The following is a 13,155-nucleotide window of genomic DNA, read 5'->3' on the forward strand; positions in this document are numbered from 1 at the left end:
GTCTAAAGGAGAACACCATGCAGTCTATGCTTCCCGGTGCACCTTGGTTGTTGGCACATAAGTCGATGCTGGCAGCGAACCAACCTCGCAAAATTTCCTTGTATGGCACCGACTATGTGATGTGGAAAGATCTTGCCGGAACCATCCATGCCTTGCCCAACGCCTGTCCGCACATGGGAGCAATGCTGTCAGAAGGATGGTGCGAAGCCGAAAGCGATCGCACAAGCGGTGTCGTCTGCCCGTTCCATGCCCTGAAGTTTGATGCTGAAGGCTGCACCGTATTACCCGGATCTAATAAAAAAACATTGCCTTTACTAAAACCGTTAGAGCTGATTATTCAAGATGACTTCATTTGGTCTTATGGGGGATACGAGCCGCAAGTCCCCATTCCCAATGTGCTCAAGGAAATCGCAGAAACTTACTACTTCATCGGGCATACCGCCGATCGCAGTATCGAGACGGATTTGCTGACCATGCTGCTAAATATGCACGACTATAATCATCAAAACGGCACTCACCGGGACTTGTTTAGGATTACCGATGTGGAATTTCATCAATTCATTGATGAAGGACATCAATCCCATGCGTTTTACGATATGCCTACTGCCCCTTACAGCTTGGCAGAAAAGCTCAGAAAGCCAGATTTATTGCTACTGCCCAGCACCATTAAAGCACACCTAGAAAATCATTTCCCATCTCTAGTAATTTTTCATGGAGAAATGCCATTCGGCAAAGCTGCACAGTGTCATATATTCGTACCAGAATCCGAGAATCGAACACGGACTTATATTTTGCTGTTCGGTCAAGCAAAGCATCCTATATTTAAGGTGTTGGGGGGGACGTATCTCAATTTTGGCAAAGTTGTCGTGGATCAAGATGCGGATATTTTAGGAAAAATTTATCCCGATACGCCTCAGAAAATTAAACTCAATAATGAAGTGGGGATGGACTGGGTACGACGCAACTTTGAAAGCTTTCCAAATGTGAAGGAGCCTAATCTTTCAAGGTAGATACTGAAGATGGCTTCAGCGTCATGCCATACCGATAGCTTAAGCAGTAAAATTGGGAATTAAATTTGAATTGCTGAGAATTCTGTGAAGCAAGGTTTGAAGCGAATGCTCCGTTAGTATTCTATTGTATTCTACCAAGTATAGAAACAAGAAAAATTAAGACTAAAAACTAAAAGGGCGATCCTCTTCGTTGGCGTAGCCCCCGTAGATACTGTCTTCACCTGTCAAGGGGTAGTGATCGCATAATTAGGGTCGAAAGGCTTTTGGGACTTTAAAATACCAAAAGCCAAATGCACCAACTTCCGCATCAAAGCACCAATTACCTGCATTTTCACCTTTCCACGACCCAATAATCGCTCACTCATCGCTTTCAACAAAGGGTTATAACGCATAGCCACTACCGCTGGCATATACAAAGCTTTTCGCAGTCGGACGTTTCCGGTACAAGACAAACGAGTTTTGCCCTTAACTGAAGTCCCAGAAGTACGTTCGCTGGGAGTTAAACCAGCATAGGCTGCTAATTGACGAGCATTATCATAATCGGAAACATCACCAATTTCAGCTAATAATATAGAAGCTGTTAAATCGCCAATGCCAGGAATTGAGGTTAACAGCTCGCGCTGTTGTTTTAAATTTGGGTGTTGGTCAAAATGGTCACTAATCAGTTTTTTGATTAGTTGTTCTTGCTGTTTTAGATAGTCCAAATGTTCCTGGGTAAGGGCAGCAACTGTTGGCGTAGCTGTTTCCAAACGGTTTTGTTCGCTCGTCATCATTTCTGTGACTGATTCGAGTCGCCGTAACAAGGCTTGTAATTCCTTGACTTCGGGTGCAGTAGGTGTCCATAATGATGGTTTCATCGCCGCACAAAAACGAGCAATCAGTGCTGCATCTACGGAGTCTGTTTTAGTTCTCAGAAGTTCGCTTTTGGCAAACCCTTTAATACGAGCCGGATTGACGATACTTACCTGAAAGCCAAGCCCATAAAGGAATTCGGCTAAGGCTTCGCCGTAAATGCTAGTGGCTTCCATGCAAGCATGGAGTTCGACTACACTTTGTTGTTTGAGCCAGTTATGTAAACTCTCAAAACCTTGAGTATTGTTCGTAAACTTTTTGGGTTTAGTCGCACGACTTTCGGTCAGTAATGAGACATAAAAGTCTTTTTTACTGATGTCTATGCCTAAGACTGTTGTCATTATTTGCTCTCCATGTACTCCGATCTATTAAAGAACTTGACAGGCAATTAATACTAACCTTGTGAATGCAGGCTTTCTCGCTCAGAGCGAGAGCCTAAGATACCGCCTGTGCTTGGTGCGCCTGTCATCAGTAATGGGAGCTTATCTACACAACAGACTTGTTTAGTCTAAGGGGCGGGCCAACTTCACCGATTTCTGATGTCCTCTTGCTCACACTTTCGCCTGTTACAGAACCGTTTCTACAAAACTTTCCTTGTTTCTTTAGATTCACTTCGTCGATCGGTACGATCAACTGATCATCGGTACGATCGCCCACTTGTCGGTACGATCTCCTGATTGTCGGTACCATCGCCCACTTGTCGGCTCGAGCGCCCACTTGTCGGTACGATCGCCTGATTATCGGTATGATCGAATCAATGACGTGGCGATCGACTAACTCACTCTTTTAAGATACAAGGGGCGGGCTTCGCTAACGCACCGAATAGAAGAGCGATCGACCCACAGTAATAGCGTACCTACGTGCCAAAGTGGATAAGTGCTGCGCGTATCGCGATGAACCACACCGCGAGCGTGGCAAATAGGTAGAGGTAGAACCGAAGTATGATGAGATTGAATGTGCAATGAACAGCACTATGCAATGTACGAAACACAACGAATACCCACGCGGCGTTCACATACACTGTATCCACCTGCTTTGTGATGAACAGGTATAGGACAAGCGCATAGAAAAGTACCGGAATCTCGAACAGGTTCTTGAGGTTATCCGATGGATTGGATACGCTTGGTGGGGAAATTTGTGCCAGTGTACCCGGTACAGCAAGTTCTTTCTGGGTGAGCTTTCTACTGGTGATAAAACTGATACGGCGAATGTACATATATGCCCAGACTAAGAATGTTAGAAACACTGTTGCAAAGAAGGGACTGAAAATTGTATCTTGCGTCATTTCTACCTCTCAAATTTGATGGTTATGATTGTTGGTGGGCGAGAAAGTGCGCCCTATGGAATGTACAAGGCTTGAAGAAACATAGAATAATGTAAATCCAATGAAAGGATGGAGTATTTCGAGGTGAAGAGGACTTGTGAGATGAATGCTGGAAAATTGTAGTCCAAGCAGCACTGGCAAACTTGCGGCGAGATGTCGTATTCTGCGTGAGAAGGGGGCTATTAACGACCATCCCAGTAATACTAATGACAGCCCACTGTACCCTCGCACGAACCAAACATGAATATTCCACCATGCAGGATTATTGAAGTAGGCAACTCCCACCGTTAATAACTGAGCAATCAAGCAGACATTAAAGATGATTGAAGTCACATAAAAGCTGATGAGTATCCCACGTGTGGGAGTGCCATCAGGCTCTATTTCCAAACTGGTTATCATGTCAAGTTGCTTTGGAGTTTACAAGGATAATATAATTCGAGTGTTGCAATGCTTCTAGACCTCGATCGGGTACTCTTTTTGACAATCAAGCAATTTTGTTACAAGCCCCCGGATTCATAGGTGGGGTCAATTCTAAAATCTAAAATCTAAAATCTAAAATCTAAAATCGGTTGACACCATGAGCATGACAAGTCCCTTGCAGCTTTTATTTGAAGCGATCGACCAGGTGAAGGATGAACAAGAGCTGCGATCGCAAATCGTGCCCAAAATCGGCGAGTATTTTGCAGCTAAACGATCTGGAATCTTTTTTTTCGATGGACTTCCTTTAGCAGATAGCAATTTTCAGAAAACATTGAAAGTTGCGCTATCAATCGAACATAATCCTGTTGCACGTTATTTAGTGGAGCGTCATGCTCCTGTCCATGAAGCATTAGTGACATCATCACCCAAGGTTTGGACAATAATTTGTCCCCGCCCCGATCATTGGCACGTGATGGCGGGGCCGATTGTCAGTCGTGGTCAATTAATGGGTGTAGTGGGTTGCACGCGCGATCGGTCAATGCCCGCTTTCGATACAGAAAATCTAGCGGATTTGAGTGCGATCAGTTTGCATTTGTCTGTTTGGGCTGCAACAGTACGCGCGGCGAAGCTATCCCGTAGGGAATCGCAACACCAACCTTTCCAGACCTCACGCCTAACGCCTCGTGAATTGCAAATTGCCGAATTGGTTGCTTTGGGGCGAACCAACGCAGGAATCGGGAGGGAACTTTGGATTACTGAGAATTCAGTGAAGCAAGCTTTGAAGCGAATGTTCCGTAAGCTTGAGGTTTCGTCTCGTGCAGAAATGGTTGCACAGATTTCGGCAACCAAATATAATTTGCCAAGTGTAAAAATGTCTCCATCCAACTTGATGCAGAACACCCACCAATAAACTTAACGCTAGAAACCCCTAGAGCGATCGAGCGTGAATTGAAGAGCGATCGCTCTACTGATAATTTTGAAGTATGGGGTATTGCGATAGCTAGCTAACAGCACATTAAACAAAGTGAAAAGACTCTATTGAGTCAGTTTCAACTGAAATATTTCACCCTTCTCGCTTAACAGGCTTTTCGACCTGTTCCACAAAAAGTAAGTGAATTTTCTTGTGGGGTGGGCATGAGATCCCGCCCGTGAAAGGGTTATTGCAACTCGTGGAAGATATCAGTTCCAACGAGTTATTGCGATCGAAAGTACGATCGCTAGCAACCTCAACTCATTGCCTCAATCTTTCACCGCTACATCAGATCGAGCTTATAATCTTCATCCCTAGAAGGAAACACTAGGTATTTGTTTTTTTCTTGATTGTGGAAATTACACTTGTATCACAATAGGATTACCCCTATCTGTTTGTTATGGAAATAGATCGTGTGCCATTTCTGAATCGCCTCCGGCGCACCATGTCCTCTGCGGAAGCTTGGGGGTTTAGTGTGGTTGGATATCTGATGTGGTTTAACTTAGCGCCGTTGATGCAAGCAGAAATTGGCTCTGCATCGCTGTTGGTCTGGATTCCTGGTGTGATCGTCGGAATTCTGTTTAACCTTCAAGTTCAGAGTTTGGGTGAGAAATATCCAGATGTATCTGGGGGAACGCCAAATTACATCACGCGATTGCTTCATCGTTACCCTGCCCTTTCCCGCTACTTGGGGATTGCCTACTTCTTGGGGTGGGTTTCCTTTCCGCCCATTAATGCGATCGTCATTACAAATTTGATCGAATTCCATTTAGAGCCGATGGGGCTGAATATTCCAGAAAAAGTGTTTGAGATCGGTTTTACTGCGATCGCTTACTTTTTAGCATTCAGTGGCACCCGCGCCGTGGCGATTCTGCACCTCTTTTTTATCTTTCCTTCGATCGGCTTTTTACTCCTCTTCTGCGTTCAGGGTTTAGGCTGGCTTGCCTTGGAGCCCCAAAGCCCCGGACTCTTGCCCAGCAGGATTGATGCCATCAGTGTCAAGGACTGGCTGAAATGGTACTTGTTTGCCGCTTATAGCTTCTATGGCTGTGACACAGCTTCATCCTTTGTAGCAGACAGTCTCCACCCAAAAGACACCCTCAAGGCCCTGTCTTGGGTTGCCTGGTTCATGCCTCTGGTGTTTGTCGGTGGCACTTTAGTGTTGGTGCAGTTGGCAGCCACTCCCGATTTAGAAGGCAATTTGTACGGCAAATTCTTGTTGGCTGCCAAGCCTTTCTGGGGAGACGCTGCGCCTGTCATAGTCACATTGCTGGTTGCGGCTAGCTGTTTGTTGGGATCTGCGACTAGCGTTTGCAATACGCCCCGCATCCTTTTCCAACTCGCGCAGGATGGGCTGTTGTCTCCAGTGTTTGGCGCAGCGTCCCGTCGGGGTTCCCTAGAACCCGCGCTGCTGCTAACCTTTATCTGCAGTTTAGGATTTTTAGTCTGGGGCAACACCACTCGAATTGTCGTGGTGTCAGGGGTGAGTTTTTTCATTTCTATCATGGGGTTCCACTTGGGGCTGTGGATGCAGCGCCACGATCCAGTCGTGCGTTGGGGGCGACTATCCTTAGCATTGCTGGTGGTGGAGTTCATTTCCCTGGCGGTGGGTGGTGTTGCCTGGGGATGGATGGATTTTGGTCTCGGATTGCTGTTGCCGTTAGTAGTGATAGCGATCGACGCTGCAATTGGGTGGATTCCTTGGGCACCTTTGCACTTACCGTGGTGGGATCGACTCCATACCAAGCCAGTAACTCCTCCTAAAAACGAAGATTTTATAGTGTTTCAGGTTGCAATTTTGATTGCGCTGATTTGTGGTACAGCGACGATCAGTTGGCTGATCAGATCCTGGCTGCGGGTAGAAGCCGGAACTAACAATCCCTATCTGCTGATTATTGTGTTGATGACGCTGGCATTTGTGGGAGTGGCAATTGCTTGCTGGACAAGTCTGCCCCAGGTTGCTGCGATCGAAGAACTAGCAATCTCCTCGACTGCACAAGCTAAAGAACTGGAGACGACCCTAAACGAACTGAAAAAAGCTCAGATGCAAGTTATCCAAAGCGAAAAAATGTCTAGCTTGGGACAGTTGGTTGCGGGAATTGCCCATGAAATCAATAATCCGGTCAACTTCATCCACGGTAATCTTACTCACCTGGACGAATATACCCAAAATCTGCTGCAGATGATCGAACTCTATCAACAGCGCCATCCCAGCAACGATCCAGACGTGCAAGCAATGGCAGAGGAAATCGATTTGGAATTCCTCACTGAAGATATCCAAAAGATAATTTCATCTATCAGGGTAGGAACCGAGCGAATTCGCGGTATTGTCGTCTCGTTGCGAAACTTTTCTCGTATGGATGAAGCAGACTTCAAAGATGTTGATATTCATGAGGGAATTGAAAGTACATTGCTGATTTTGCAACACCGGCTCAAAGATAAACCAGAGTGTCCAGGTGTGGTAGTAATCAAAGACTATGGCACTTTGCCGAAGGTGGAATGTTTCCCCGGACAACTAAATCAGGTATTCATGAATATTTTGGTCAATGCCCTGGATGCCCTAGATGAGATGAATACCAAACGCTCCTATCAGGAGCTTAAAGATACCCCGAACCAGATTAGGATTCGGACTTCTGCGATCGACAATCAATGGGTGGAGGTGGCGATCGCTGACAACGGAATCGGTATGCCAGAACCAGTGAAGCAGCGCATTTTTGACCCCTTTTTTACCACCAAAGCGATCGGTAAAGGTACGGGTTTGGGAATGTCGATTAGTTATCAAATCATTACTGAAAAGCATCGCGGTAAAATCAAGTGTTTTTCTACACCTGGCTCAGGTACTGAGTTTGTGATTCAGATCCCCATTCAGCAACAGACAATTTCAGGATTCCCGATCGATCGCTGTTGAATCTTAACCACTTCGCGTTCAGTGCAGCCCTTGAACAATCTGAGGCAGTACAATAATCGATCGGGGTGTCAATTACCCCCAACTGCTCGATCTGAAGCCTTCATTCAGTTGACAGTTGACAGTTGACAGATGAGTGCGACCTCTACCTAGGGCTTGCTGAATAGAACTACAAGCTATGACTGCCAAGGGTTTCAAGATTTTTAAACACAAAAAAGTGCAAGGTTATGACGTTTTTTGGCTCAAAATCCTTGGATTTCGGTGGAAAATTGTGGAGTAAATTTGGGAACCCATCTCCGAATCTCCCATTTTTCAAGCTGTTTGGCACCTAGATTCGATTTGTGGGCTTTTTCAGCAAACCCTACCTAGAAGGAAGAGGATTGGAGTAATGAATAGTTTTCTTTTAATTTCTCGCCTTTAAGGGAGAGGCTTTAAACCAATTTTTTCTGGTAAGCATCTTAGAAGCTCGATCGCCCTTGACAAAGATCGCACTCTTGGCATAACAATAAGGATAGAAACCCGCAAGTGCGATCGCATTGAATTGAAGAGCGATCGCCCGCAGGTAATTTTGAAGTATGGGGTATTGCGATCGAGCGTGGGAAACTACCATTCATCCAATGAATGATTAAATATTACTTTGTAGTTTGAGGCAGCAATTGATTTAGTGCACCACACAAGTATCCTTTCACAGTGTCTTTACTTGCACCCACCCCACTCGGAAGGGTAAAGATCATCTCAACATTTAATAGATTGCCGTCCATTGAGGCAAATACGTCAATTGGCAAAGCACGCTGAAATGCTGTGGCGGGATTTTCGGCTTTCATTACACCTAAGTTCAGATCCGTGCTGAGAGTCTTGATGCCCTCGCGGGCCAAAATTGGTCGTAATTGGGAAAATGCTCTCTCTATCGATAACCCCTCCACCTGAACACGTGCAGAAAAGGCGGCACCATTCAAAAAGTCCCCCTTTTTTTGAAAGCTTTCCTCGCAGGTTGTGGCAACAGCGGGGGTAGCTAAACATATGAGAGCTAGAGTCAAGACAAGCGATCGCATATTAACTGAGTTAGAAGAATGAAACAATCACCAAGATCATGATGCACCATCATAGGATTATTTGGCAAGTGAGGCAAATGCCTTCGATGGTTTTTAGCATGAGTTGCAGTCCGGTTAGTATTCGCTGTTATTCGAGACTGTTAGCGAATTCATCTAGAACCCATTTGAGATCTATTCGCGTAAATCTCAGAAACCGGGTTTCTCTCTATATTTCTCGTCACCCAACCAAAAACTCGTAGAAACCCGGTTTTTTGGCCCTTGCGTAAATCTCAGAAACCAGTTTATCTTTATATTTCTCGTCACCCAACCCAAAAACTCAAAGATGTCAAATGAGTTCTATAGGGTTTCACCCCTCACCTCTGAAACCAGCAAAGCCGTGTTAAGTAATCGCACAGAATTAATTACATACAGCTTCTTTACGGAGGAAGGCTTGTAGCCAAAATTTTGTGTAATTAATTGTGTTCCACTACTTACTCACATAGATTTCGGGTGTTGCTGAATACATGAATTCAAAATTTCCCAATTGCTATCAGCCAAGTATGATGAGTTTTGTAACATCAAGCGAAAAGTTGATTCATACCGTGAATCAGCAACGCCCAAAATTTGATCAGAGCTCAGTCGGCTGCAAGTGCTGTGTGCGCTCAAGAGTGGGGTCAAAAAAGTCACTGAAATCATTGAGGAAACAGGGCTGGGGCAAGCCAATCTTTCCAAGCACCTCAAGATTTTGACCCCGGCAGGCATCGTTCAACGGCCACCGCAGGGAGTCAGTGTTTATACCATTTTTTTAAAGTTATGCAAGACTTATGTAAAACTCAAAGACAGAATTATCAAGGTCTGGCGGTATTTTATCTCTATCACACCTTTAAAAAAATGGTATTACTCTCAAATCACTCACCCGATGATTTTTGATTTATGCGAACTTGTGTGTCAGAAGCTCGAAACTCGATCGCAAGAACAGTCACAACATTTAAAAAAGCTCGACAGATTGCGTCAACTCTAACCGCGATCGCATTGGCTGCAAGTGCTGTGTGCGCTCAAGAGTGGTGCTAAAAATGTCACTAAATCTAACTATCTGCACGCTTATAATTCATCACCAAATCCAACCGCGATAAAGAACTTGTCGCCGATTCCCGCACATAGGAATCCACGGCTTCATCATTTGCAAATGTGGTGAGAACTTCTACACAACGTCGATCGCCCACAGAAGCAAGAGCATTCACGATCGCCACTTGTACCGCCACATTATCCGTTGTATTCAGCGACTCCACCAAAATCTCAAAAGCAGAGGAACCCATCTGCCCCAAAGCCATCACTGAAGCAATATTAACCACAGGATTCGGATCGTCGATCGCCTTTTTTAATCCCTGCAAGCCCGCTTCAGGAAACGGCAAATCTGGATAATTAATCGCAATTTGTGCCAATACCTTCGCCGCACTCCCTCGCACAGTCACATTATCACTGTTTAACAATGCATCAACCACCGATGGCACGGCATCTTCACCAATCACGCCCAAGGCTTTTACCGCCGCCCGACGATAGGTGACATCTTCTTGATCTAAAATGCCCACCAGTCGAGAAATTGTATTTTCATCGCGGGAATCGGCAATTTCAAACATTGCCCGATCGCGCAGATGAGGATTCGGGTGTTTTAGTTGTTCAAACAAAGCATCTGTTGTCATGGTTTTTGGGGTTTTATAGCAGTTGACTGTTGACTGTTGACTGTTAACTGTTAACTGTTGACTGTTAACTGTTGACTGTTGTATGGCGGTTCTCAAGCGTGGTGAGGTATGCCCGATGCTTTTAGGCCCTATGCCCTATGCCCTATTAAGATATTTCGGATGTTACAGAAGTATGAGCATCTACTTTAGCTCTAACCAACCAATCTTGGTCTGCCTCCGCAATTTCATAACCGCTGACATCACCAAGTTTTTCTAGTGCCATTAATGCAGCATACTTCAAATCCCAGATTTTAGTTTCCAGACAGGCTTTCAATTCTGGAATAGCACGTTGTTCTCCCAGTTCCCCCAGGGCGATCGCCGCCGCTGCACGGGATTTCTGAAACTGGGGTTGGGGGTGATGCAATGCTTCCAATAACAAATCGTAGGCTGGAGAATGTTTTAACCAACCAAACAATTTTACCACATGAAAATGCGCTCCATAGTCATTATTTGCTTCTTCAGCAAAGGTCGCAAACAGGGCTGCTGGTGCATCCTCTGAGTAATTTTCAAGTATCGTTTTAGCGGCTAAATAGCAACGTCCAAAATCTGTTTCGTATAATTGGCGAATCAAAAACGGTAAGTCTGGTAATTTTTCATAACTATGTACTAAATCCAAATCGGCTGGATAGTCTCTTAAGGTTTGTTCCAAATGTGGTTTAATAGTGGCAAAGGTAAGGGTTTTGTCAGCAATTCCTGCTTCTGCTAACATCCTAATTCCTCTGAGCCGAAAGACTAAAGATACCGGACATCTGGCAATATTGCCAATTGCAGCGTAGTAACGCGCATCTATCAAATCCTGAATAGATAATCTGCGCCCAAGGACATTTTTGTGTTGCAACATCGCGACAACTTTTCCCATTTGAGAAAAGTCTCTGGTTAAGCGACAAATTGCGGCGATCGCAGCACTAGCAGTCGGCGGGTCAATATCATCGACAAATCTGCGAATTCTGGCTACGGCTGGCTGATAATCTAATTTAGTCAGGGTGTGGATAATTACCCGGTAGGTTTGTCCCGGTTTATCCAGCAATTGAGCAACTTCTGCTAATATATAGGCATCTTGAGTGCCAATTTCGCCGATCGCCCAAACTGCATTTTCCACCGTGTAGCAGTCATCATCCGCCAGACAAGTGCGAATCACCGGCAATGCTTGCATAGCTTGCAGTCTTCCCAAGGTTTCCACCGATTTGCGGCGCACAATCCGGTTTTCCAGCACCGGATCGGTTTGTTGTACAGCTCGCATCAGTGCTGCGATCGATCGATCTGTTGAGAAGTTGATCAAGTGGGAAGCAGCTATGTAGCGGGAATCCTCTTCCCCGATTTCAGCTTGGGGCGTATCTAAAAGGGCGATCGCCTGGTCTTCCGTTAAATTAAAAAAACTAAAAAAGCGTTTATCCATAAAATTAGCACTCTGCAATAACTATAATATGATATGCCTATTAAAACACAATAACAAGCCTAGGAATTCTTTACCCTTACCCCACCAAAATCGGTAAAGCAACGAGCCAAGAGTTCCTAGACTTGTCGGGTACAAACTACCCAGTCACGACATTACAAACCTGTCAGTTAATTAGGACAGGGAGTTGATCGCGTAGTCAAGAAGAGCATTGTACTCAGTCAAAGCTTGAGCAGACAAATCGCGAGGAGCACAACCGCGGTTACGAGCAAAGCTCAATGCTTCAACGTAAGGAGCAGTAGGCAAGCCCAAAGCGCGATAAACTTCGCGTTGACCAGCAATACCCCATTCGTCCAGAGGGCCTGTGCCGCCAACAACCAAGCAGTATTGGACCAAGCGCAGGTAGTGCTTGATGTCACGATGGCATTTTGCTTTGAAAGTATCGGTGGAGTTAGCTTGACCGGATTCGTTCAAGTAAGGATACTTTTTGATGCAAGCATCATAAGCTTCTTTTGCAACTGCGTCGAGGTTGTTGCCTAGTTTTTCTGCAGCTTCTAAACGAGCAGCAGAGCGTTGGATAGAACCTTGAACTGATTCTAAATCTGAGGTGCTAGGGAAGCGGCCTGCTGCATCAGCAGAGGCAATAGCGGTGGTGAGAACTGATTTCATTTCTTAAATCTCCTAAAGTGATTTTGACAGCGAGCGTAGTTTCTATTTTGCTGAGCGAATTGCGATTAGCAACGGACTAGCTCAGTGCCGAAATGATGCGATCGAAGTAGCTGGAAGATTCGGCAACTAGGCTAGCGCAACGATCTTCTACTACAGGACTACCCATTTTGCGGAGCTTAGCACCAGCAAATTTTTCGCTGGGGTTGTCTTGGATGTGAGCAGCGGCTTGAGCCTTCATGATTTGAACGGCACGCACGGTGGAGGTGGTGGGCACGCCCAAAGCTGCGTAGGTTTCTTTCAAACCATTCAAGCAACGGTCATCAAGAACAGAAGCATCACCAGCCAACAAAGCATAGGTGACATAGCGCAGAATGATTTCTGCATCGCGCAAGCAAGCAGCCATGCGGCGGTTAGGATAGCAGTTACCACCAGCTTGAATCAAGCCTTGGTTTTCGCAGATCATACCGGCAACAGCATCAGAAACCATGCAGCTAGCATTGCTGGCGATCGCGTTTACAGCGTCCAAGCGTCGGTTGCCGCTGGCAACGAAAGCTCTCAGAGCACTAATATCACCGACGGTGGAGGTGCTGGCATCGGCTGAAACTACAGCTCTTGAAAAAGCGTCAAGCATTGAGTTCTCCTTAACTTAGAAAAATTATTTCTGAACTTGAGTTGGTCAACTTGGTGACTAACTTAATGGTTTTGAATATATCTCTGGGGTGTTTCCTCTGTCTCATTCCTGAGAAACAAAGTAACAATTTGTTACTTTTGTGGCTAAAAGCACTTTTTTTCGTGGACAGGCGCGCAAAAAGTGGAGTTCTGAAGACAAGAATATTTTGGCT

12 protein-coding genes and 1 pseudogene are annotated in these 13,155 nt (G+C 45.3%); 4 read left to right on the forward strand and 9 right to left on the reverse strand.

What is annotated here, in order from left to right; translation table 11 throughout:
- The first annotated feature begins 17 nt into the window (after positions 1-17).
- The gene (locus QUA44_RS24575; RefSeq protein WP_333255265.1) at positions 18-1,010 is read left to right on the forward strand and encodes a Rieske 2Fe-2S domain-containing protein; all 993 of its coding nucleotides are present in this window, start codon (positions 18-20) and stop codon (positions 1,008-1,010) included.
- A gap of 224 nt (positions 1,011-1,234) precedes the next feature.
- On the opposite strand, the gene QUA44_RS24580 is transcribed toward QUA44_RS24575, so the two are convergent.
- From QUA44_RS24580 to QUA44_RS24590, 3 genes are all read right to left on the reverse strand, one after another.
- The gene (locus QUA44_RS24580) at positions 1,235-2,203 is read right to left on the reverse strand and encodes an IS110 family transposase (RefSeq protein WP_333255263.1); all 969 of its coding nucleotides are present in this window, start codon (positions 2,201-2,203) and stop codon (positions 1,235-1,237) included.
- Between the two features lie 515 nt (positions 2,204-2,718).
- Positions 2,719-3,147, reverse strand: a complete 429-nt coding sequence (locus tag QUA44_RS24585) for an MAPEG family protein (RefSeq protein ID WP_333255259.1) — start codon at positions 3,145-3,147, stop codon at positions 2,719-2,721.
- Between the two features lie 9 nt (positions 3,148-3,156).
- Positions 3,157-3,585 (reverse strand): DUF6220 domain-containing protein, encoded by a 429-nt coding sequence (locus QUA44_RS24590; protein WP_333255257.1) that lies wholly within the window; start codon positions 3,583-3,585, stop codon positions 3,157-3,159.
- A gap of 184 nt (positions 3,586-3,769) precedes the next feature.
- On the opposite strand from QUA44_RS24590, the gene QUA44_RS24595 reads away from it, so the two are divergent.
- Both QUA44_RS24595 and QUA44_RS24600 read left to right on the forward strand, forming a co-directional pair.
- Positions 3,770-4,516, forward strand: a complete 747-nt coding sequence (locus tag QUA44_RS24595; RefSeq protein ID WP_333309982.1) for a LuxR C-terminal-related transcriptional regulator — start codon at positions 3,770-3,772, stop codon at positions 4,514-4,516.
- 460 nt (positions 4,517-4,976) lie between these two features.
- Positions 4,977-7,484, forward strand: a complete 2,508-nt coding sequence (locus QUA44_RS24600; RefSeq protein WP_333255253.1) for an ATP-binding protein — start codon at positions 4,977-4,979, stop codon at positions 7,482-7,484.
- Between the two features lie 400 nt (positions 7,485-7,884).
- On the opposite strand, the gene QUA44_RS24605 is transcribed toward QUA44_RS24600, so the two are convergent.
- Both QUA44_RS24605 and QUA44_RS24610 read right to left on the reverse strand, forming a co-directional pair.
- Positions 7,885-8,091, reverse strand: a complete 207-nt coding sequence (locus tag QUA44_RS24605) for a hypothetical protein (protein WP_333255251.1) — start codon at positions 8,089-8,091, stop codon at positions 7,885-7,887.
- Positions 8,092-8,113: 22 nt separating this feature from the next.
- Complete coding sequence (locus QUA44_RS24610; protein WP_333119678.1) at positions 8,114-8,437, reverse strand: hypothetical protein; 324 nt, start codon at positions 8,435-8,437, stop codon at positions 8,114-8,116.
- Between the two features lie 718 nt (positions 8,438-9,155).
- Between QUA44_RS24610 and QUA44_RS24615 the strand changes: the two are divergent.
- Positions 9,156-9,305: pseudogene (locus QUA44_RS24615) on the forward strand (ArsR family transcriptional regulator); the annotation flags it as partial.
- A 292-nt stretch (positions 9,306-9,597) separates the two neighbouring features.
- Here the strand turns inward: QUA44_RS24615 and QUA44_RS24620 are convergent.
- The 4 genes from QUA44_RS24620 to cpeB all read right to left on the reverse strand — a co-directional run bounded on the left by QUA44_RS24620 (position 9,598) and on the right by cpeB (position 12,944).
- Positions 9,598-10,212 (reverse strand): HEAT repeat domain-containing protein, encoded by a 615-nt coding sequence (locus tag QUA44_RS24620; RefSeq protein ID WP_333255249.1) that lies wholly within the window; start codon positions 10,210-10,212, stop codon positions 9,598-9,600.
- A 145-nt stretch (positions 10,213-10,357) separates the two neighbouring features.
- Entirely contained in the window at positions 10,358-11,647 is a 1,290-nt protein-coding gene (locus QUA44_RS24625; protein WP_333255247.1) for a HEAT repeat domain-containing protein, read from the reverse strand.
- Positions 11,648-11,818: 171 nt separating this feature from the next.
- On the reverse strand, positions 11,819-12,313 hold the full coding sequence (locus QUA44_RS24630) for a bleomycin hydrolase (RefSeq protein WP_333173666.1): 495 nt from the start codon (positions 12,311-12,313) through the stop codon (positions 11,819-11,821).
- A gap of 76 nt (positions 12,314-12,389) precedes the next feature.
- Positions 12,390-12,944 carry a C-phycoerythrin subunit beta gene (gene cpeB / locus QUA44_RS24635; protein ID WP_333255245.1) on the reverse strand — a complete coding sequence of 185 codons (555 nt, stop codon included), beginning with the start codon at positions 12,942-12,944 and terminating at the stop codon, positions 12,390-12,392.
- Between the last annotated feature and the right edge of the window lie 211 nt (positions 12,945-13,155).

The organism is Microcoleus sp. N9_A2 (assembly GCF_036701775.1).
Classification (GTDB): Bacteria; Cyanobacteriota; Cyanobacteriia; order Cyanobacteriales; family Microcoleaceae; genus Microcoleus.